Here is a 21,026-nt window from a genome sequence, read left to right on the forward strand (position 1 = left end):
ATTCGTAGCCGCAGGTACGCTTTTGCGCCCGTAAGGCGTTGTTCCGGTATGGTCTCCCACCAGAACAGCCCCACGCTGGACACGCTCGTCGTCTTCGGCGTCGTCTTCCTCTTCCAGAGCGTCCTCGGTCTGTTCGGGAGCGCCGTCGGGCTGTTCGCGCTGGCTCCGCCGGTCGACGTCCGTCCGTGGACGCTCGTCACGAGCGTGTACGCCCACGCGGGCGTCGGCCACCTGCTCAGCAACGTCGTCGCGCTCGTCGTCGTCGGCTTCTTCGTCGAGCAGGGGACGACGCGGTGGCGGTATCACACGTTCTTTCTAACGACCGGCGTTCTCGCCGGACTCGCCGAAATCGGATTCGACTCGGTGTTCGGCCGCGCTGTCGGCGTCATCGGCGCGAGCGGCGCGATCTTCGCGCTCGCGGGCTACCTGCTGGCGGCGAATCCGGTGACGGACTCGGTGCTCGGGCGGTTGAAGCTGAACGGGCGGACGCAGGTCGCGTTGGTCGTCGCCGCGGCCGTCCTCGTCGCCGCGCTCGGCGCGGGACCGAACGTCGCCATCGTCGCTCACGGCACCGGATTCGTCCTCGGCCTCGTCGCCGGGCGACTCCGACTGCTCAGCGTGTGACTCCCTCGCGGAGGCGGGCGAAAACAGAAGCTACAAGTACGGCCCACGGGTTAGTTGGGGTGCAGACGAGGGCTCGTAGATCAGTGGCAGATCGCTTCCTTCGCAAGGAAGAGGCCCGGGGTTCAAATCCCCGCGAGTCCATCTTCTTCGGTCGTTTCACTCCCTCAGCCGATGCACTCGCGTAGTCACACTCGCTCGTTTGCGTGACCCCCGCGAGTCTACGATAGTTCCTTGCCCGAGAGGCGACGGAGTCTCGTGTGTCACCGACCACGTCGACAGCACTGACCACACGGTCGTCGTGCGGTCGGAGAAACGCGAGACGCGCGTCTGCCCGGCGAGTTCCGAACCAAAAAACGACTCCGTGCTGCGGCGGTCGCCGCGAGTTAGTTGCCGCCCAAGAAACGCATCCCCAGCGCGACGAGAATGGTGAGAATCCCGGCGATGGTCGCAAACGGCGGGATGGGGATGAACAACAGCACGATACCGACGAGTAGCACGATTGTACTGATTCGCATAGGAACGAAGCCAACGTCGAGAAAGGTAACTGCTGGGGCAGAAACTCCGAGGCGGACGCCGCCACCGTCACCCGCTATCACGAACCGAGCAACAAACCCATCGCCGAGCAGCGGATTCGAATCGGCTACGACGCCTCCGACACCGAGAGCGAAGACCAGAATGTCCGCGGGAAGACCCTCTTTGCGGGTGAGGGTGCCGTATCTATCAGTGTGGAGATATCTGACCCCAAGAGTGAACCTGTCGAACGTCGTACTGACGCTCATGGGAGCGATACAGAACGTCGCGCGGAGTATCGACAACGTGACGCGCCGCGTCTGGGACCGACAGGGGACGCTGATGCGGGCGGTCGTCCTGCTGTTGCTCATCGTCTCGGGAATCGGCATCCCGCTCATCCTCCTCGCGCTCGTCGCACGCCTCATCGTGGAGGATAGCCGCGGTAGCGCGTACTGAATCGCGTCGTAGCCCAACGGGGCGGGGCCTCAGCCGCGAAGCGCCTCCACGGGCGGTTCGTTCGCGGCCTTCCACGCCGGGTAGAGGCCGCTGACGAGGCTGACGACCACGCCGAAGGCGAACGCGCCGACGAGGTAGAGGCCGTTGCTCGGGTCGAGGGCGACGGCCAGCGTCACCGGCGTGAAGTAGTACAGTCCCGCGGTGACCGAGGCGCTGAGTGCCGCCCCGACGGCGCCGCCGACGGTCCCCAGAAGCGCCGCCTCGACGACCAGCATCCGCAGCACGTCGCGTCGCTGGACGCCGACGGCGCGCAACACCCCGATTTCTCCCCGTCGCTCCGAGGTGCTCATCAACATCACGTTGAAGATGCTCACCCCGGCGACGACGAGCGAGATACCCGCCAGTCCGAGCAGGAACGCGTTCAGGAGCGAGAAGAACTCGCCGATCTGTTCGAGGATGGTCGAGAACTCGAACACCGTGACGCGCTCTTCGCGGGCGTTCAGTTGCTCGCGGACCGACGCCGCAATCTGGCTCGCGTCCTCGCCGGAGTCGGCGCGGATGACGACCTGGTTGTACTCGTCGCTGACGAACTCCTCGGGCGGCAGGACGACGCCGTCGTCGGGCGACACCGGCGAGATGTCCTCGGTCGGCGCGAGAACGGCGATGACTCGATACTCGTTACCTTCGATGTCGACGATGCTGCCGACCTGTAAGTCGAGTCGGTCGGCCAGCGCAGACCCGACGATAGCGCCCTGTCTGTGTCGCTCGGGGAGCGTCCCCTCCGAGGCGGTGAAAAGCACCGTCGGCGTCGAGATGCCGTAAAGGGTCGCAAACGACTGCCCGCGACCGTTCGAGACGACCGCACCGTCGCTGATAAGCGGCACCGCCGTCCCCTGTCCGGCGGTGAGCTGCTGTATCGTCTCCACCTCACGGGTGTTCAGCGACGTGACGCCCGCGTCCTGGTTCGGACCGACGACGACCTGATCGCCAATCGCGCCGAGTTCGTTCGTCGCCGACAGTTGGAGGACGTTGCCGAAGATGCCCAGGGTGGCGATGGCGAGCACGCCGATGACGATACCCAGCGCCGCCAGCGCCGAGCGCAGGCGGTTCCGGTCGAGGTTGCGCCACGCCATCAGCAGCGCGGGGAACCGTCGGTCGAGTGTCACGCGTCCTCCGGGTCGGTGTGCTGATTCTCCCCGTCGGCCGCACGCACGTCGACGACGTTGCTCCCCGCACCGTCTGCGTTTCGGTCCCGGACGACGCCGTCGACGAGACGGACCGTCCGGTCGGCGTAGTCCGTCACCTGCGGGTCGTGCGTCACCGCGACGACGCTCACGCCCGTCTCGCAGATGCGGCGGAACTCGTCGAGAATCTGTGCGCCCGTCTCCTGGTCGAGGTTGCCGGTCGGTTCGTCGGCCAGCAGGACTCGCGGCCGGTTGACGAGGGCGCGGGCGATGGCGACGCGCTGTTTCTGTCCGCCCGAGAGCTCGTTCGGCGTGTGGTCGAGGCGGTCGCCGAGGCCAACCCGTCTCAAGAGGTCGCGCGCTCGCTCGGTCGCCTCGGGGTCGTCCTCGAAGATGGTCGGCAGTTCGACGTTCTCGGTCGCCGTCAGCGTCGGGATGAGATAGAAGTCCTGAAAGACGAAGCCGATGGCCTCCTTTCGGGCGTCGGTCTGCGCTCTGTCGTCGAGCGTCGTCACGTTTCTTCCCAGGAGGTAGCGCTCGCCCGACGTCGGTTCGTCGAGCAAGCCGAGCATGTTCAAAAGTGTGGACTTGCCGCTCCCGCTGGGGCCGACGATGGCGACGAACTCGCCGGAGGCGACCGCGAAGTCGATGCCGGCCGACGAGTCTCCGCCTCCGCCGAGCGCGACGACCGTCTCGCCGCCCGTCTCGTACACCTTTCTGACCCCCCGAAGTTCGAGCGTCGGGCCGTCGTGGGCATCGACGGCCGCGTCCCCGAACGACGGTGACTGCTCGGTCATCGGCGGCGGCGGACGACGACGAGCGCTGCGGCCGCGGCGAGACTCACCCCGAAGAGCGCGACGAGCGCGCCCGCGTCGACCGAGAGCGACGAGAAGAGACCGCGTTCGCGCTCCGGCGGCGACAGCGACCGGTCGTACGGGAGTTCGGCCGTCTCGGTGTATCTGACACCGTTTGTCACGTACGTCACGTCGACGGGGACGACGGTCACGTTCTCGCGGTCGACCTCCGCGGTGAGGTCGAACGGCGCGAACTCGTTGCCGTCGATGGTGCCGACGAAGTAGTCGCGGACCGGGTACGTCGGCGAGACGTGTTCGGCGTCGCCGACCGAGACGGTGACGCCCGTCACCGAGGCCTCACCGGGGTTGCCCGCGTTGCCGCTGATGCGCAACACGCCGTCGGGCCCCATCGAGAGGTTGACGCTCGTCAGCGCGATCGACCCGGAGGCGGGGTCGAACGGGAACTCGGTTCGGGCGGTGCCGTCGCGTTCGCCGACGCGGTATCGAGCCTCGAACGCGATGTCGTCCTGTCGGCCGACGAAGCTCAGGTCGACGGTGGTCCGCGCGGACTCTCCGGGCGCGAGCGGTCCGGCGATCGACTGTCGCGGGAGTTCGGTGCCGTCGCTCACCGGCACGACGACGATATCTCGCAGCGGCGCGTTTCCGAAGTTCGTCACGACGACGTCTATCTGGCCCGGTTGCGCCTCGTCGTCGCCGCTTCCCTGCAGCGCACCCTGTCCGCCGTCACCGCCACCGAGCAGTGCGCCGAGTTGTCCGCCGGTGGGCTGTTGGGCGTCGCTCTGGACCGACTCGACGCGGACGGCCACGTCGTCTTCAAGCGGCCTGATGGACACGGGTTGGTGGTAACGCGTCGTCGCTTCCTCCCCGTCGACGGTGTAGGAGGCGCGCACTGTCACCTCTCGTTGGCCGGTCTCACGAGGGAGAAAGACGAACGATAGCTCCTCGCTCGTCCCGGCGGCGAGTACGGCGACGGTTTGGCGGGCGACGACGGCGTCGCCGCCTGCGACTTCGGCGGTGACGGTGACGTTTCGCATCGGCGTCGTCGTCGGGTTCGACAGCGTCACGGTCGCTCGGTTCTGCGTCTCGGCGACGAATCCCGTGGCGTTGAGTTCGATTTGGGGGGCGGGTCCGGTGGCTTGCAGCGGCGCACCTGAAATCTGTAGCGACGACCTCTCGACCTGGGTGAACGGCGTCGGCGACGGACCGGAATCGGTGGCGATACCGATGGCCGCGTCTCTCGGCTCCGACGGGACTGCGCCGACGGGAACCGAAGACACGACGAGGAGGAGACACGCGAGAAGCGCGGCGACTGCCTTCATTACGACAGTGAAGGGCGCGACCGGCAAATAGATTGTCGAGCGCGTGATGGTTTCGGGAGCCGGCCGGGGTGTCGCCGAGAGCGGGAGAGAAATTGAGAACGGAGTCGAGCGTGGAGAGCTTCCGCGGCACACGACGACACGGTCGCCGTCGAGCCACACCCGCTATCGAACTACTCGGCGTCTACTCGTCGCTCTGGTCGTCGCTCTCGTCTTCGTCCTCCTCGACGACGACGAGGCCGCGGCTGTTGACGGCGTAGGGGTCGAGGCCGACCTCCTGCATGAACTGCTTGTAGAGCCGTTCTGCGGTTTCGGCGTCCTTCTGTCGGTCGGAGGCGCGGTCGCAGAGTTCGACGAGGTCCTCGGGGACGTCGTTCTCGTGGACGATCCAGTGGTTGATGAGGTCCGAGAGCCGGCGGATGGGCGAGGTGAAGTGGCCGTAGATGTCGAAGTTCAGCGCGTGGTGACCGCCGAAGGGGTCGTTCATGTACTTCGCCCGCGGCATCACCTTGAGGACGGCGCGCTGAATCTTGTTGAGCATCCGCGGCGGAGCCTCCTCGAGTGCCGCGTTGACGGCTTTCCGGGGGTCGTCCCACGACCCGCCGGGGATGCTCACGTTGTCGAGCTCGGCGATCTCGCGCAGCGCCTTGTCCCACTGGTCGGGCGTCGGTTGCGGGTGGACGCGGTACATCGCCTCGACGCCGCGGCCCCACATCAGTTCGTGCGTGACCGCCTTGTTCGCCTTCAGCATACACTCCTCGATGATGGTGTGCGCGTGGTCGCGACTCGGGTTGAGCACGAGCGACCCGTCCTCCTTTCGCTGCTCGTGCATCTGGTCTGCGAGCTCGTAGGAGAGCGTTATCTCGTCGTGCAGCGGCGCGTCGGGGTCGTCGAGGCGCTTCTCGCACTGGCTGTAGGTGAGTCGCTCGTCGCTCTCGATGACGGATTTGTAGATGTCGATGGACTCGTAGCCGAGGTTCTCCTTGTCGAGGCGCATCTCGACGGTGTGGGCGAGTCGCTCCTCGTTGGGGACCAGAGAGCAGACCGTCTCGGCGAGGATGGGCGGCAGCATGTGGACGGTGTAGGCGGGGAGATACACCGTGTTGCCGCGTTTGACCGCCTCGGCCCACATCTCCGAGCCGGGGTGGACGTAGTGGCTCACGTCGGCGATGTGGACCCACAGCGTGTACGCCTCGTCGTCCTCCTCGATGCTGATGGCGTCGTCGAAGTCCTGGGCGTCGGCGGGGTCGGTCGTCCACGTCGTCATCTCCCGAAGGTCGCGGCGGTCGTCGACGGCGTCTCGAATCTCGGCTTGGACGTCCTCGGTTCGCTCCTTGGCCTCGCGGCGGACCTCCGGCGGGAACTCGTCGCGGATCTCGAACTCCTCGAACAGTTCCTCGCGTTTGTTCCGCAGATGGCGGTCGAGTTCAGGGTCTATCTCGACGGGACCCTGGCCCTCGGCGGTGCCAGCCTGCGCTTGTGCGTCGTTCGACATAGGCGAGAAAAAGAGCGAGAGGTAGTTAGTCGTGTCGGGGTCCGGCGACGCGTTTCCTCGCGCCGAGCGCCGAAAGCGAGTTACTCCTCGGGTCGGCCGTACCGGTCTTCGATCGCGTGGAGATAGCGCGTGAGAAACTCCGACTGCGGTAGTCCGTCCTGTTCGATATCGAGTATGAGTGACTCCAGTTCGCCCCGGGGTTGCCAGCAGAGCTCTCGGTGACAGCCTTTGCAGAGATACTCGAACTGTTTGCCGTGACGGTTCCAGCGGTCACCCTCCTTGTCGTACTCGCGGGCCTCCGACCGGAGCACCGACGAACCGCAGGCGATGCAGACGACGGTCTTCCGGTCCCGACCCGTGCGGGAGCGCCACATGGATGAGAGGTTGACGGGGGCGTACTTAGCGTTTATGCGGCGTCAGACGCTCGTTCACGGGCGAGATACTGTTATCTGTTGAGGAGTGTAAACGGGCAGTTTACGTTCTCGCGTCGGTCGGCGGTTCGACCGCCGGAGCGCACAGAGCGGGCGATTTATTCGCTCGGAACGTCACGAGGCGCGTATGAACGTCAAATCGCGGCATCACCTCCGAAGCGACGACATCAGATCGCTGGAGGAGACGCTCTCGGAGACGCTCGGCGTCGACCTCGACGGCGACACCTACGAGTTCGTCGAACTCACCGGCACCGAGTTCGACCTCGTGTTGGTCGACGGCGCTCCCGCCGTGCTGTACCTGGGCGACGAGCCGTTTCTCACGGTGGAGGGTGCCAACGAGTACCCGCCGCAGAAACACGTCGTTACCGTCGACGCCGGTGCCGTCTCGTTCGTCAGCGGCGGCGCGGACGTGATGCGCCCCGGTATCGTCGACGCCCACGAGGACATCGAAGCGGGAGACCTCGTCGCCATCGCCGAGGAGACCCACGGGAAGGTGCTCGCCGTCGGTCGGGCGCTCGAAGCCGGTGCCGACCTCGTCGGCAACTCGGGGAAAGTCGTCGAGTCGGTCCACTACGTCGGCGACGACCTGTACCAGTTCACCGTCTGAGCGCGTCCGAACTCCTTCTGTATCCCCGGCGTCTCACTCCCCGTCGGCGGTTTCAACGTCGACTCCGTCGAGCTCCTCCGAGATATCGTCCGTTTCCTCCTCGTGCTGTTCGAGGACGATCTCGTAGCCCCGCTTGGCCTCCTCGTAGGTCGCACGCAAATCCGAGACGGGCGTCTCCGTGGCGTCGACGCGCAGGTCGTCGGTGAAGTCGCCGGGTTCGTCGTCCGTGCGCTCGACGAGCAGCGCGGCGCTCTGGACGGGCAGCTCCTCGCGCTTGTCGCCGCCGACTTCGTGACCCGCTTCGAGTGCGTCGATCAGCCGCTCGGCCAGCGGCGCGTCGCCACCGGCGGTCGACTCGTACGCTTCCGCCGCGGCTTCGACGACCTCCTCGCCGACCAGCAGGTTGCCCGCGACGGTGTAGTTCTCGCCCTCGACGTGGCCGTACCAGTCGTTGCACTCCTCGCCAGAGAAGGCGAACGTTCCCTCGGCGTCGACGCCGTGGAGTTGTCGCTGGGCGCTGCCCTCGTCGGCGTTCAGAAGCGACCGAAGCGCGTCGTCGACGGCGAGACCGTCGTCGATGTACTCGATTCCCTTCCGGCCCAACTCGACGTTGACGAGGCTCTGCGTCGCCACTGCGCCGTGCTCGCTGGCGAAGGGGCAGAGCGTCCCGACGCCGGGCAGACGAGTCGTCACCGCGACGCCGAAGCGCAACTGTCCGTCGCCGTCGTCGTCCTCGTACTCCTCGCGGACGCAGATGCTGAAAGTCACGGTGGTGCGGTAGCGGCGGCCGCGCAAAAATCTCCGTGTACCGGCACGTCCCGACCGTTCGGTGAGTCGACTCGGGAGGTCGACTCGGCGCAGCGACTCACCCTCTCACCCTCCGCGACGTTCCGCGTCGACTCCCCGTCGTGTCGATTCACTCTCGGTCGCGCCGATTCACTCTCGGTCGCGCCGATTCACTCTCGGTCGCGCCGACTTACTCCCCGTCGCGCCGACTCGTGACGTACACCGAGGGTCGTCGAAGAACGAACTCGTCGAGAAACGCCGCCAGAACCACCGCGCTCTGGAGGGCGAAATACGCCGGAAGGAGAACCGGGGCGACGTACTCGCGGGGGTCGTGACGGCGACCGTCGAGGCCGTCCCGGAGAAAGAGCGCGTAGGGAAGCGAAAGCGACAGCAGCGAACAGAGCGGTAGCCACCGGGACGCGGGAGCGGCCGCCGCGAGCTCCACGGCCGCGTCTGCCTCGGCGACGGCGGCCGGGGAGAGGAGCACGACGACCGGAACCGACAGCAACGCGGCGAACGTGTAGGCGGCGTCGAGGCGGGTCAGTACGGACGTGTGCGGACTGCGGAGCAGGTCGCCGAGCGACCGCCGGGCGACCTGCATTCCGCCGCGGGCCCACCGCCGACGCTGGCTTCCCCACGCCGACAGCGTCGCCGGATTCAGTTCGGTGGCGACGATGGCCGGGTCGACGCGGACACTCCCCCCGCGAGTGTGGATTCGCGTCGCCATCTCCACGTCTTCGAGCAACACGGTCTCGTCGAAGGGACCGAGTCGGGTCAGCGTCTCCGTCCGAAAGAACGCTTGGCCGCCGGTAAAGAGCGTGAACCAGCCGAGACGCGAACGCGCGACGAACGCCAGTCGCTCGGCGAGATGTCGTTCGACGGTCACGCAGAGCGACAGCAGCGACTCGCCGGCGTTCCGTCCGTAGCTTCGACCTTTGACACACCAGACGTCGCAGTCGGCCGCCAACCAGCCGACCGCCCGCGAGACCGAATCGGGCGCGAGACGCTGTCCGGCGTCGAGACTCGCGACGATCTCGCCGTCGACGTACGGCAGTACGTGGTTGACCGCCGCCGCCTTCCCCCCGGGCGGCTTCGACCGCTCTACGGCACGGACGCGGGAGTCGGCCGCGGCGGCGCGTCGTGCGACCGCCGCCGTGCCGTCCGTCGACGCCGCTTCGTACCCGATGAGCAGTTGCACCCGGTCGGCGGGGTAGTCGAGCGCGGCACAGCCAGCGAGCGTCTCTCGGAGCGCGTCGGCGTCGTTGTACGCCGTGACGACGACGCTCACCGTCGGCGGGTCCGTCGGGCGCTCCGGTGGGTCGGGGTTCGGCAGGCAGGCGACAGCCGTCACGAGAATCGCTCTGAGAACGCCGCCGACGGCGGCGAGTGCGCAGAGACCGAGAAAGAGCGGCACGTACCACTCGAACACGAGCGCGGGCGCACAGAGCGCCGACGCGACGACTGTCGCCGCGGCGACGGTCGCCCCCGCCCGTCTCACGTCGCCGTCGCCCGGCGTCTCGACCTTCATCGACCGTCGTGCGGTTCTCGGGTGCCGAACCAGATGCCGATCGTGAGGCCGTAGACGACGTGACCGGCGTGGAAGACGACCGCTTCGTCGTGGTCGAGGTCCATCCCCAGCAGACGGCCGAGGACGACCTGCGTGCCGAACACCGAGAGCGCGAGGCTGTAGAGGACACCGACGGCGAGCGACGTCGTCAGCCCTCGGTCGCGGAGCGTTCGCTCGACTGGGACGAAGGCGACGCCGCCGCCCGCGCCGTAGAGAAAGTGCAGCAGGAACGCGGGCCCGAGCGCGTCGGGGTCGCCGCCCGCGTACTGCTCCCAGAACGCGCCCGTCGGCGGGAGCGAGCGCGCGACAGGGAGTCGAAACAACGTCATCACGGCCGTCCCGATGAGACCGGCCCAGACGCCGGTGACGAGCGGGTGGTCTCGGAACGCCCGGTCGGTTCGGTCCGCGATACGGTCGACGGGGTCGGACGATGCGGAACTCACACGGTAGAGACCAGAAGGCGACAGAAAGGTGTTCGGGGACCCGTCGCTTCGATGGGGTGTTTGCGACGGAGCCGGTCCGTCGGAAGCGGGTCGACCGGCGTCGGCGGCCGTCTGACGTAAGAACTATTTGGCGACCCGCCACTGTAGGTGGCATGGGTATTATGAGCAAGATTCTCGGGAACGGACAGCGCTCCACCGAGGACTACGTCGAACTGAACCTCGACGACTTCGACACCGCACAGGGCGAGGCGGGAATGACGGTCCACATCGCCGAAATCGCCGGTCAGCAGGACGTCATCGCCATCAAAGACGCCGTCTACGACGGCGACTTCGTCATCGCGGACATCACGCGCCTCCGGACGCAGGACCGGACGGTCGAACACATCGTCGACGAACTCCAGCAGGTCGCCCGCGAAGTCGACGGCGACATCGTCCAGAAAGGCGACGACCAACTCATTCTCGCGCCGACGGGCGTCCGCATCGCGCGGCAGAAACTGAACTGAACTGCGCGACGAGCGTCTCTCGCGGTCAGTCGTCCGCGACGGGTTTCGGGACCGTCTCGACGCGTCGGGGCCCGTTGGTCGCATCACGACTCGCGGCCGGTTTTTGCGCGTACCGACACCAGCCGGGGCCGTCGTACTCGTCGAAGTAGACGTAGTGGACGGCGAGTTCACCGTGCTGGGCTTCGGGCGCTCGCTCGGTGACGAACGTGTCGAACGCGTCGTTCCAGCCGACGTGCGGCGAGACGAGGATGCCACCGGGAGCGAGATGTTCCCACGCGAGGTCGAACTCGAACAGCATCCCCGTCTTCGAGTGCTCCGAATCGTGGACGAACAGCTCTATCTCGCCGATCTCCTCCAAGAGCTGCGGGAGTTCCTGCTGCGGGCGTCCGGTGACGAGTTGCCAGCGTTCGCGGAGGTCGTCGGGGACGATCCAACCGGGTTGCTTGCCCGCCGGGAGGAGGTGGCTGCCGTCCTCACAGCAGGAGGGGCGGCGTCGCTCGTAGTGTCGTTTCGTCTCGGGGTCGAGTTCGTCGAGCTGCGCCGAGCAGTCGATGGAGTACAGCGTGCCGTGGTCGTTCACCGAGAGCGCGGCGAGAATCGCCAGCGTCGACACGCCGTTGTAGACGCCCGTCTCGACGACCGACGTGGGTCGAAGCTTCCGGACGAGCGCGTAGTAACGGACGCACTCCTCCTTGTGAGAGTCGTAGATCGGTTGCGAGTGTTCCTGCCACGCTTCGTACAACAGGCCGGGAACAGGACCCTGATTGAACTCCGCTTCGTACGCCTCGAACTCCGCTCTACTGTCGAAGAAGCGGTCGACGAACAGCTCGCGGGAACGGGTTTTGCGTTCGTACAGCGACCAGGATGCACCGGGGTGTAGCGTGTAGAAACATCTCGTCGCCAGCGGTTTGGTCCACGAGGGGGCGCTCGTGTATGCAGCACGACGTACGCGGCTGAGAGACGGGACCTGCATACCTCTACGTGACAACGTACTCCGATATAATTAGATGCACCGTAGCAACGCGTAATATCCGGCTTCTCCGGGGAATGGGCTCCGTTCGTGCGTCGCCGGCGGTCGGCGAAAGAGAGAGCGCGAAGACGCGGCCACAGCGAGTTCGGCCGGGCCAGCGTGCGAATTACCGAGACAGCGACCCGAGCGGCCCCCAGTTAGTCGTCCGATACCAGTTGGGGTTCGAGCGGAGACGCCCCGGCCGTCGATGCGGTGAGCGGCTTTCGGGCGTACTTACCCCATCCCGGTTGGCTGTGTTTGTCGAAGTGGATGTAGTGGACGGCGGTCTTGCCGTACTCGGCGTTAGGGGCACGCTCGGTGACGAACGTGTCGAACGCGTCGTTCCAGCCGGCGTGGTGCGAAAAGAGCATCCCGCCGGGGGCAAGGTGTTCCCACGCGAGGTCGAACTCGAACAGCATCCCCGTCTTCGAGTGCTCCGAATCGTGGACGAACATATCGACCGACTCCAGTTTCGACAGCAGTTTCGGGAGTTCGCGCTGGCTGCGGCCGGTGACGAACTCCCACCGGTCGTGGAGCTTCTCGGGGACGACCCAGCCCGGTTCCTTGTCGGCGGGAATGAGGTGGCTGTCGCGCTGTGAACAGGACGGACGACGACGCTCGTACCGTGCTACGTCGGCTTCGTCGGTCGGATCCAGAAGCGACGAGTAGTCGATGGAGTAGAGCGTCCCGGAGTCGTTTCTGTCGAGCGCGGCGAGAATCGCCAGCGTCGACACGCCGTGGAAGACGCCCGTCTCGACGACTGTCTGCGGCTTGTACTTCCGGATGTACGCGTAGTACCGCACGCAGTCGGCCTTGTGGATGTCGTAGAAGGTCTCGTTGCCGAGTTCTTGGTACGCGCGTCTGAGATTCTCGGCGATGACGCCGTTCATGAACTCCGCTTCGTACGCCTCGAGTTCCGCTTCGCTGTCGAAGAACTGCTCGATGAACGCTTGGCGGGTGAGCTCTTTCTCTTTGAACGTCTCCCACGACGCATTGGGATGGAGAACGTAGAACGCTTTCCGCACCGCGGGTCTCACCCACTCAGGAATAGCGTCGAACGTCTTCTGTCGTGCGCGCTTGACATGCCGAACCAGCATGGATGTACCTACGAGTCTAGCCACTAAAAGTACGTGCCGATGAATATCTCCAGAATTAGACAATTCTCTTTATCCGTTAGACAGTTTTTACTGTATGTAATTCTTCAACTAGTGGTTGGAGGAACCGGGCGTTCCGTTTCGGGAATTCCCCTATTTCGACCCGGTGACGGGCACTGAGTACAGTGTTCGGGATTCGGAAGGGGCCGAATAACGGCTGTATGGTCACCATTCTGTGTGAGTCGATATCACTCGGAACCGACGAGTATTCAGGTATCCCCGACATAGCGTGCTTCCAGATGAGTAAGGACTACATCGAGGTCCGAGGGGCCGAAGAACACAACCTCAAAGATCTCGACGTGCGCATCCCACGTGAAACGTTCACGGTGGTCACGGGGCTGTCGGGGTCCGGGAAGTCGTCGCTCGCGTTCGAGACGATCTACGCCGAAGGGCAGCGTCGATACATCGAGTCGTTGTCGGCGTACGCCCGGAACTTCCTCGGGCAGATGGACAAACCGCAGGTCGAGTCCGTCGAAGGGCTCTCGCCGGCGATCTCCATCGACCAGAAGAACGCCGCGAACAACCCCCGCTCGACGGTGGGCACCGTCACCGAACTCCACGACTACCTCCGCCTCCTGTACGCTCGCGTCGGCACGCCGCACTGTCCGGAGTGCGGCCGCGAGGTCGGCGAGCAGAGCGCCCAGCAGATGGTGCGGCGCATCCTCGAACTCCCCGAGGGGACCCGCGCGAAGATCGCCGCGCCGGTCGTCCGCGACCAGAAAGGCGCGTTCGAGGACCTGTTCGACGAACTCGTCTCAGAGGGGTACTCCCGCGTCGAAGTCGACGGCGAGGAGTACGACCTCGCGATGGAGAAACCCGACCTCGACGAGAACTACGACCACACCGTCGACGTCGTCGTCGACCGAGTGAAGATATCGGCGGAAGCGCGCTCGCGTATCACCGACTCCGTCGAGACGGTGCTCGAAGAGGCCGACGGCGTGCTGAAGGTCATCGTTCCCGACCCGCCCGCGGCCGACGAGTTCCACCTCGGCACCGAGGCCCGCGCGACCGGCGACCTCGCCGGCGGTGGCGACGAGCGCCTCGTCGTCGAGTTCTCCGAGGAACTCGCCTGCACGCACTGCGGCATCGACTTCTCCGAAATCGAGACGCGGTCGTTCTCCTTCAACTCGCCGCACGGCGCGTGTCCCGAGTGTGAGGGCATCGGCAACACCAAGGAGATAGACCCCGAGCTCGTCGTCGAGGACCCCTCGAAACCCATCAAACACGTCTTCGAGCCGTGGAGCTACAAGCGGTCGTACTACCGGACGCGACTCGACTCGGTCGCCGAGCACTTCGGGGTCAGCGTCTCGACGCCGTTCGAGGATCTCGACGACGACGTGCAGCGGCAGTTCCTCTACGGCACCGACCGACAGGTCGTCTTCGAGCGCCAGACGCGAAACGGCGTCCGCCGGAAGACGAAGCGGTTCGAGGGCGTCATCCCGAACCTCGAACGCCGCCACATCGAGACGGAGTCGAAAGGCACCCGCGAGCACATCGAGGAGTACATGGCCGTGACGACCTGTCCGGCCTGCAACGGCACGCGCCTGAAGCCCCAGTCGCGTTCTGTCTACATCGACGGCATCGCCATCACCGAGGTGAACCGGATGAGTATCGGCGACGCGCTCGCGCATTTCGAGAGCCTGGAGGCGGACCTCACCGACCGCGAGCGGACCATCGCCGAGGAGATTCTCAAGGAGATTCGCGCGCGACTCGGCTTCATGACCGAGGTCGGTCTCGACTACCTGACGCTCGACCGGGAGGCGTCGACGCTCTCCGGCGGCGAGAGCCAGCGGATTCGGCTGGCGACGCAGGTCGGGTCCGGACTCGTCGGCGTGCTGTACGTGCTCGACGAACCGTCTATCGGCCTCCACCAGCGCGACAACGACAAACTGCTCGACACGCTCGAAGGCCTGCGCGACCTCGGTAACACGCTGCTCGTCGTCGAACACGACGAGGAGACGATGCGCCGTGCGGACAACATCATCGACATGGGTCCCGGGCCGGGCAAGCGAGGCGGTGACATCGTCGTGCAAGGCGACTTCGACGAGGTATGCGAGGCGGACAACTCCATCACAGCCGACTACCTCTCGGGACGAAAGGACGTTCCGGTGCCCGAGACGCGGCGCGGGCCCGACGGCGAGCTCACGGTTCGAGGCGCGCGCCAGCACAACCTGAAGGACCTTGACGTGTCGCTCCCGCTCGGCACGTTCACGGCGATTACGGGCGTCTCGGGGTCCGGGAAGTCGACGCTCATACACGACATCCTCTACAAGGGACTGGCCCGCGAGATGAACAACAACACCTCCGTCGACCCCGGCGACCACGACGCCATCGAGGGCATCGACCGAATCGAGACGGTGCGTCTCATCGACCAGTCGCCCATCGGGCGGACGCCGCGGTCGAACCCGGCGACGTACACCGGCGTCTTCGACTACGTCCGCGATCTGTTCGCCGAGACGAAGCTCTCGAAGCAGCGCGGCTACGAGAAGGGTCGCTTCTCGTTCAACGTCAAGGGCGGTCGCTGCGAGGAGTGCGGCGGCCAGGGTGACGTCAAAATCGAGATGAACTTCCTCTCGGACGTGTACGTCCCCTGCGAGGAGTGCGGCGGCGCACGCTACAACGACGAGACGCTCGACGTGACGTACAAGGGCAAGACCATCGCCGACGTACTCGGCATGGAGGTCGACGAGGCCTACGAGTTCTTCGAGGCGAACTCCCAGATTCGGCGACGCCTCCAGCTGCTCAAGGACGTCGGCCTCGGTTACATGACGCTCGGCCAGCCGTCGACGACGCTCTCGGGCGGCGAGGCCCAGCGCATCAAACTCGCCGAGGAACTGGGGAAGAAAGACACCGGCGACACGCTGTACCTGCTCGACGAGCCGACGACGGGGCTGCACAAAGAGGACGAGCGAAAGCTCATCGACGTGCTGCACCGCCTCGTCGACAACGGCAGTACCGTCGCCGTCATCGAACACGAGCTCGATCTGGTGAAAAACGCCGACCACGTCCTCGATTTGGGTCCGGAAGGCGGCGAGAACGGCGGCGAAGTCGTCGCCGCCGGGACGCCCGAGGAGGTCGCCCGCGAGGAGTCGTCGTACACCGGCCGCTACCTCCGCGACATGCTCCCGGCCGTCGATATCGAGGGACCGCGCGCCGACCAGCGCGAACCCGCGAAGCCGACGACCGACGACTGAGCGCGGAGACGAAGAGCGCAGACGCTCGGGAAGGGCGAACAGCCGGCGGAGGGACGTCTTTCGCGAGGGGTTCGCCGGACACCCGCCTCGACCCCGTCGCGGTACGACGTTACATCGAGAGCGTCTGGACTCTCTATCGGTTGTAAACTCTCGTCCGGCGAACGGTCCGGGAAATCGGCGGCGCGCTTATCTACGCCGCGACCAAACCGCGGGGTATGACAACACAGTACGCAGCGTTGCGGAACGTCCTCCTCGTGGTCCGCGGCGGTCCCGGCGAGTGGCTCGTCGACAAGCGATTGGCCGACCGCGACATCGAGTGTCTCGGCGTCGCACCCGACGGGAAAACGGCGTTCTGTGGGACGTTCGATGCGGGTCTCTGGCGGAGCGACAACGAAGGACAGACGTGGCACCGCGTCGGTGACGAGACGCTCACCGACCCGGTGATGTCGGTGGCCGTCGACCCGACCGACTCCGACCGCATCTGGGCTGGTACCGAACCCAGCGCGGTGTATCGCTCGGACGACGGCGGCGACTCGTGGGAGGAGTGCGAGGGGCTGACAGAGCTCCCGTCGGCGGACGACTGGTCGTTCCCGCCGCGGCCCCACACCCACCACGTCCGCTGGATAGAGGTCGACCCCTCCGACGCCGACCATCTCTACGTCGGCATCGAGGCGGGTGCGCTGGTGCAGACCCACGACGGCGGCGAGACGTGGGAGGACCGCGTCCCCTCGGCGCGACGCGACAATCACAGCCTGACGACGCACCCGGACGCGCCTGACCGAGTGTGGTCGGCAGCGGGCGACGGCTACGCAGAGAGCGACGACGGCGGCGAGACGTGGGACCACCCGCAGGAGGGGCTGGACCACCGCTACTGCTGGAGCGTCGCCGTGGGGCGCGAGGCGAAGAACGTGCTCGTCTCGGCGGCCAGCGGCGCGCGGACGGCACACAACGCCGACTCGGCCGAGACGTACGTCTATCGACGCCGTCCCGGCGAAGCGTGGAAACGACTCGACGGCCTCCCGACCGGCGAGGGCGTCACGCGCCCGGTGCTCTCGACGGACGACAGCGGGTCGTTCTACGCGCTGTCGAACCGCGGTCTGTTCCGGTCGCCCAACAGCGGGAAGACGTGGGACCGCGTCGACATCCCGTGGCCGGAGGCGTACGAGTCGCAGACTGCGCGCGGGTTGGCGGTGGTCGCGGAGTCGTAGTCGCAGTGCGCGCGCCGAGTCGAACCGAGAAGGTATATAGTCGTTCGGCGGGTCACTCACGACCGATGTACGATTTCGTCGTGGTCGGCGTCGGTCCCGCCGGCGCGCGCTTCGCCCGTCGCGCCGCCGAGGAGGGGTACGACGTGCTCGCGCTCGAAAAAGGGGAGGTCGGCACCCCACTGGCGTGTTCGGGACACGTCAGCACCGACATCTGGGAGTACGTCCCCGACGCGGCGAAAGAGAAACTGTTCCAGAACCGCATCTACGGCGCGAACTTCCGCGTCGGCGGCCCCGACACCGACGCGAACCCCTTCTACAAGGACGAGGAGATATCGAACGTCATCGACCGCGTCGGACTCGACCGGACGCTCGCCGACGCCGCCCGCGACGCCGGGGCCGACGTGCGCGAGGGCCACACCGTCACCGACGTCCGAGAGCACGCCGACGGCGTCACCGTCACGGCGAGCGTCGGCGGCGAGGAGGAGACGTTCGAGGCGAAGATGGTTGCCGGCTGCGACGGCCCCGTCTCGAAGGTCCGCCGCGAGGTCGGCCTGCCGGAACCGGGCGAGTTGCTTCACGGAGTTTTGGCGTTCGACGACGACCCGGACCACGGCGACTTCGTCGACGTCCACCTCACCGTCCCGCGCTTTTTCGCGTGGCGCATCCCCCGCGGCGAGGCGGGCGTCGAGTACGGACTGGCCGCACCGCCGGGCAAGGAGGTCAGAGAGATGTTCGACGTGCTGACCGACACCTACGACGTGGAGACGAGTCACTTCTGCTCGGGCGCGATACCCATCGGCCCGCCGCCGTCGGTCACCTCCCGACGGGTGTTTCTCGTCGGGGACGCCGCCGCCCAGACGAAACCGTTCACCGGCGGCGGTATCCTCTACGGCATGACCGCCGCCGACCACGCGGTCCGCGAGATCGACCCCGACCGCCCGCGGACGCTCGGCGACTACGAGACGGCGTGGCGCGCGGACCTCGAACGGGAGATTCGACTCGGCCACTGGGTTCGCCGCGCCTATTCCTTGCCGGAGCCCGTCCAGCGCGCCGGCCTGAAGGCGCTCTCGGGGAAAATCGGCGTCCATATGGACCGACCGTCGTCGCTGTTCTCGGCAGAACAGTTGAAAGCGTTCTTCTCGTAGCAGTCGAACGCGTTCTTCTCGTAGTCGCCGAGTCCGTTCTTCTCGTCGCTCTCTGCTTACTGCGTCAGCGCCTCGTACGTCGGCAACCGCCCCGAGCGGTCGCTCCCGTCGACGAACGGGAGGTCCGTCCGCGTCGCCGGAACCGACTCGCCGTCGACGCGCACCGACAGGTCGGTCGCTTCGACGTCGAAGTCGACGAGCGCGAGCGCGATAGCGTGGTCGAGCGTCGGACTGCCGACGGCGCGGGTCACCTCACCGACCGAGGCGTCGCCGTCGAACACGGCCGCGCCGGCCTCGGGGAGCGCGTCGGGGAGCAGACCGACGAGGCGCTTGCTCGGCCGGCCGCGGTTTTCGACCTTCGAGACGACCTCCTGACCGACGAAACAGCCCTTCGAGAAGTCGAGCGCGTTGCGGACGCCGAGGACGTTCGGCAGGCGGCCGTCGAGCTCGGAGGCGAAAAGCGGCGTGCCGGCCTCAGCGGTGAGCGTCTCCCACGTCCGGTAGCCGAACGGAACGGCGTTCAGCCCGTGAACGAGCAGCGTCGCGAACACGTCGGGCGCGTCGGCGGCCGCGCAGACGATCTCGTAGCCTTCCTCGCCGGTCGGTGCGTCGGCGGCGACGACGGTTACGCCCGCGTCGCCCATCGACCCGCGGACGAACGAGAGATGTGGTTCCGGCGCGCCCGCGCCGTTGAGCACGGAGGCGACCTTCTCCGTCGACTGGGGGCCGTGGACGCCGAAGACGCCGAAGTCGGTCGAGGCGTTGCGGATCTCGACGTCCTGGATGAACACCTTCTCCTGCCAGTCGGCGACGAGCGACTCGGTGACCTGTGGCGGCGTGAACAGCAGCAGTCGCTCGCCGGCGTTGTAGACGTACATGTCCGCCTCGATGCGGCCCTGCGGGTCCAGAAGGAGCGCGTACGTTCCCTCGCCGTCCTCGCGCGGGACGCGGTTCGAGACGACGTTGTCGACGTACTCGATTCGGTCGTCGCCTTCGACGACGACGACGCCGTAACCCATCTCGATGACGCCGACGCCGTGTCTGACCGCTCTGTGCGTGCGCTCGGGGCGACCGTAGTGGGCGACGACGCGGCGGTCGTCGCGCGTCTCGTAGGTCGCGCCGTGGTCGTCGTGGAGGTCTCCGACGAGAGTCATCGCCGAGAGATAGGTCGGCACGCAGTAAAAACGGTGTCCACCTGACTTCAGAGACCGAGGCGGTCTCGAACCGCGTCGAAGAGGCTCTGCTCGTTCTCGACGGTCTCGTCGGCGTCGGGGACGACGCAGTCGGCGGGCATGATGAGGACTCGCTCCCGGGTCTGGTCGACGGTGATGAGACCGTCGGCTTTCAGCTCCGCCAGCGCCGATTCCAGCGTGTCGATGTCGGCGTCGACCGCGGCTCGCAGTTCCAGAACCGTCATTCCGTCGTCGGCTCGGTCGACGAGCGCGTCGAGTACCGCGACTTCCACGCCGCCTCTATTGCGATACTCCCGCTTGGCTCTCATATGCTATGCATTCTCCCCGACCGGTTTACCGTTACCGGCGGGTTGTTCCGACTATCGTGATTGGACTACTGTCAGTTTTTTCTGTCGTGTTCGAGTGGAGACCGGTCTATCCGCCTCGGTGGCGTCGGCCAGGCGTCAGACACCGAGGGGGTAGTTTTTAGTTACGGAGGTCGGAAGTCCCGCTAATGGGACTCAGGTGTCTGCTCGGGCACGACTTCGACGAACCGGAGTTAGAGCGCGAGCGGGAGGAAAACGGCGAAGAGAGGGTCGTCACCATCCGCGAGGTGAAGACCTGTATCCGCTGCGGCGAGACACAAGTCGTCAGCGAGAACAAGGAAGTCACGGCCATCCCGGGTACCGGGTCAGCGGCCGACGACGAGGAGACGGGCGAGTTCGCCGCCGAGACGGAGCTCACCGGCGACACGATCGAGGAGCAGTTCAACGACGGCGACGAGTTCGAGCCGCCGCAGAGCGCCGAGGAGGACGACGGCATCATCCTCGACGACGAGGACGAGCCGGAGCCGGAACCCGAGCGCCAACCGGGTGAGTGGCCCGAGGCGAACGTCGGCGACGGGAGAGATGACCGGATGCCGACGGTCGAAGAGATTGAAAGCGCGGGCGGAGACGGCGCAGACGCCGACGCGACCTCCGAGGACGACCCGACGCCGTGGCCGGAGGTCGGCGGCGAGGACGAGGGGTTCGACGCCGAACCCTCCGACGGGTCGCCGACGGACGTGACGTTCGGCGGCCTCGCGCCGGAGCGAAACGACTACGACACCGACTACGAGGGCCGCGACGGGTACGACGCGGAGTTCATCGCCAACGGTAACGGAGATCTCAACGGCGCCAGCGACACCGCAGAGGGGTTCACGCGCGCCGAGAACGCCGCGGTCGAACTGGAGACCCAGATCGAGGACGTGCCGACGGAGTACGTCTGTCCCGAGTGCGGGCTCACCCGTCCGTCGAACGGCAGTTCACTCCGCGCGGGCGACATCTGTCCGGACTGCCGCCGGGGCTACATCGCAGAGCGCAAGCGGTAATCGAGGCTTTTTTCCAGCGGTCGAGGGAAGCGAGGAGC

General features: G+C 66.4%; 21 protein-coding genes and 1 tRNA gene. 9 read left to right on the forward strand and 13 right to left on the reverse strand.

Translation table 11 applies throughout. The features are described 5' to 3' along the window. Positions 1 to 48: 48 nt before the first annotated feature. Positions 49 to 624: a rhomboid family intramembrane serine protease gene (locus LAQ73_RS05305; RefSeq protein ID WP_224270196.1), complete on the forward strand. Its 576-nt coding sequence runs from the start codon at positions 49 to 51 to the stop codon at positions 622 to 624. Between the two features lie 69 nt (positions 625 to 693). Beyond that, positions 694 to 765, forward strand: a tRNA-Ala gene (locus LAQ73_RS05310). Positions 766 to 1,007: 242 nt separating this feature from the next. Here the strand turns inward: LAQ73_RS05310 and LAQ73_RS05315 are convergent. Beyond that, positions 1,008 to 1,139: a transporter gene (locus tag LAQ73_RS05315; RefSeq protein ID WP_224270197.1), complete on the reverse strand. Its 132-nt coding sequence runs from the start codon at positions 1,137 to 1,139 to the stop codon at positions 1,008 to 1,010. A gap of 262 nt (positions 1,140 to 1,401) precedes the next feature. Here LAQ73_RS05315 and LAQ73_RS05320 point away from each other — a divergent pair, with 262 nt between their 5' ends. Then, positions 1,402 to 1,590, forward strand: a complete 189-nt coding sequence (locus LAQ73_RS05320) for a hypothetical protein (RefSeq protein WP_224270198.1) — start codon at positions 1,402 to 1,404, stop codon at positions 1,588 to 1,590. A gap of 29 nt (positions 1,591 to 1,619) precedes the next feature. On the opposite strand, the gene LAQ73_RS05325 is transcribed toward LAQ73_RS05320, so the two are convergent. From LAQ73_RS05325 to LAQ73_RS05345, 5 genes are all read right to left on the reverse strand, one after another. Beyond that, positions 1,620 to 2,756, reverse strand: coding sequence for an ABC transporter permease (locus LAQ73_RS05325; RefSeq protein ID WP_224270199.1), 1,137 nt, complete (start codon positions 2,754 to 2,756; stop codon positions 1,620 to 1,622). Further along, positions 2,753 to 3,571, reverse strand: coding sequence for an ABC transporter ATP-binding protein (locus tag LAQ73_RS05330; RefSeq protein ID WP_224270200.1), 819 nt, complete (start codon positions 3,569 to 3,571; stop codon positions 2,753 to 2,755). Before LAQ73_RS05330 ends, LAQ73_RS05325 begins: the two co-directional genes overlap by 4 nt. Further along, positions 3,568 to 4,908 carry a COG1361 family protein gene (locus LAQ73_RS05335; protein WP_224270201.1) on the reverse strand — a complete coding sequence of 447 codons (1,341 nt, stop codon included), beginning with the start codon at positions 4,906 to 4,908 and terminating at the stop codon, positions 3,568 to 3,570. Before LAQ73_RS05335 ends, LAQ73_RS05330 begins: the two co-directional genes overlap by 4 nt. Positions 4,909 to 5,089: 181 nt before the next feature. Next, the gene (locus LAQ73_RS05340) at positions 5,090 to 6,400 is read right to left on the reverse strand and encodes an RNB domain-containing ribonuclease (RefSeq protein WP_224270202.1); all 1,311 of its coding nucleotides are present in this window, start codon (positions 6,398 to 6,400) and stop codon (positions 5,090 to 5,092) included. Positions 6,401 to 6,480: 80 nt separating this feature from the next. After that, positions 6,481 to 6,774 (reverse strand): DUF7562 family protein, encoded by a 294-nt coding sequence (locus tag LAQ73_RS05345; RefSeq protein WP_224270203.1) that lies wholly within the window; start codon positions 6,772 to 6,774, stop codon positions 6,481 to 6,483. A gap of 184 nt (positions 6,775 to 6,958) precedes the next feature. Here LAQ73_RS05345 and LAQ73_RS05350 point away from each other — a divergent pair, with 184 nt between their 5' ends. Further along, entirely contained in the window at positions 6,959 to 7,438 is a 480-nt protein-coding gene (locus LAQ73_RS05350; RefSeq protein WP_224270204.1) for an RNA-binding protein, read from the forward strand. A gap of 33 nt (positions 7,439 to 7,471) precedes the next feature. Here LAQ73_RS05350 and LAQ73_RS05355 read toward each other — a convergent pair whose 3' ends face one another. From LAQ73_RS05355 to LAQ73_RS05365, 3 genes are all read right to left on the reverse strand, one after another. Further along, positions 7,472 to 8,206, reverse strand: coding sequence for a DUF1028 domain-containing protein (locus LAQ73_RS05355; protein ID WP_224270205.1), 735 nt, complete (start codon positions 8,204 to 8,206; stop codon positions 7,472 to 7,474). A gap of 208 nt (positions 8,207 to 8,414) precedes the next feature. Next, on the reverse strand, positions 8,415 to 9,752 hold the full coding sequence (locus tag LAQ73_RS05360) for a glycosyltransferase family 2 protein (protein ID WP_224270206.1): 1,338 nt from the start codon (positions 9,750 to 9,752) through the stop codon (positions 8,415 to 8,417). Further along, positions 9,749 to 10,234 carry a hypothetical protein gene (locus LAQ73_RS05365; RefSeq protein WP_224270207.1) on the reverse strand — a complete coding sequence of 162 codons (486 nt, stop codon included), beginning with the start codon at positions 10,232 to 10,234 and terminating at the stop codon, positions 9,749 to 9,751. Before LAQ73_RS05365 ends, LAQ73_RS05360 begins: the two co-directional genes overlap by 4 nt. A gap of 152 nt (positions 10,235 to 10,386) precedes the next feature. Between LAQ73_RS05365 and LAQ73_RS05370 the strand changes: the two genes are divergently transcribed. Then, entirely contained in the window at positions 10,387 to 10,737 is a 351-nt protein-coding gene (locus LAQ73_RS05370; protein WP_224270208.1) for a cell division protein SepF, read from the forward strand. Positions 10,738 to 10,762: 25 nt separating this feature from the next. On the opposite strand, the gene LAQ73_RS05375 is transcribed toward LAQ73_RS05370, so the two are convergent. Further along, positions 10,763 to 11,710, reverse strand: a complete 948-nt coding sequence (locus LAQ73_RS05375) for an O-methyltransferase (RefSeq protein ID WP_224270209.1) — start codon at positions 11,708 to 11,710, stop codon at positions 10,763 to 10,765. A 194-nt stretch (positions 11,711 to 11,904) separates the two neighbouring features. After that, positions 11,905 to 12,843 (reverse strand): class I SAM-dependent methyltransferase, encoded by a 939-nt coding sequence (locus LAQ73_RS05380; RefSeq protein ID WP_224270210.1) that lies wholly within the window; start codon positions 12,841 to 12,843, stop codon positions 11,905 to 11,907. 296 nt (positions 12,844 to 13,139) lie between these two features. Between LAQ73_RS05380 and uvrA the strand changes: the two genes are divergently transcribed. The 3 genes from uvrA (at position 13,140) to LAQ73_RS05395 (ending at position 18,447) form a co-directional block, all read left to right on the forward strand. Further along, entirely contained in the window at positions 13,140 to 16,094 is a 2,955-nt protein-coding gene (gene uvrA, locus LAQ73_RS05385; protein ID WP_224270211.1) for an excinuclease ABC subunit UvrA, read from the forward strand. A gap of 215 nt (positions 16,095 to 16,309) precedes the next feature. Next, positions 16,310 to 17,302 carry a WD40/YVTN/BNR-like repeat-containing protein gene (locus LAQ73_RS05390; protein WP_224270212.1) on the forward strand — a complete coding sequence of 331 codons (993 nt, stop codon included), beginning with the start codon at positions 16,310 to 16,312 and terminating at the stop codon, positions 17,300 to 17,302. 65 nt (positions 17,303 to 17,367) lie between these two features. Beyond that, positions 17,368 to 18,447, forward strand: a complete 1,080-nt coding sequence (locus LAQ73_RS05395) for a geranylgeranyl reductase family protein (protein WP_224270213.1) — start codon at positions 17,368 to 17,370, stop codon at positions 18,445 to 18,447. A 56-nt stretch (positions 18,448 to 18,503) separates the two neighbouring features. Here LAQ73_RS05395 and ygfZ read toward each other — a convergent pair whose 3' ends face one another. Further along, on the reverse strand, positions 18,504 to 19,601 hold the full coding sequence (gene ygfZ / locus LAQ73_RS05400) for a CAF17-like 4Fe-4S cluster assembly/insertion protein YgfZ (RefSeq protein ID WP_224270214.1): 1,098 nt from the start codon (positions 19,599 to 19,601) through the stop codon (positions 18,504 to 18,506). A gap of 47 nt (positions 19,602 to 19,648) precedes the next feature. Beyond that, a complete protein-coding gene (locus tag LAQ73_RS05405; RefSeq protein ID WP_224270215.1) occupies positions 19,649 to 19,948 on the reverse strand; it encodes a DUF6432 family protein in 300 nt (99 codons plus the stop codon). Between the two features lie 185 nt (positions 19,949 to 20,133). On the opposite strand from LAQ73_RS05405, the gene LAQ73_RS05410 reads away from it, so the two are divergent. Next, a complete protein-coding gene (locus tag LAQ73_RS05410) occupies positions 20,134 to 20,988 on the forward strand; it encodes a DUF7093 family protein (RefSeq protein WP_224270216.1) in 855 nt (284 codons plus the stop codon). The last annotated feature ends 38 nt before the right edge of the window (positions 20,989 to 21,026 follow it).

This window comes from Haloprofundus salinisoli (assembly GCF_020097815.1).
GTDB lineage: Archaea > Halobacteriota > Halobacteria > Halobacteriales > Haloferacaceae > Haloprofundus > Haloprofundus salinisoli.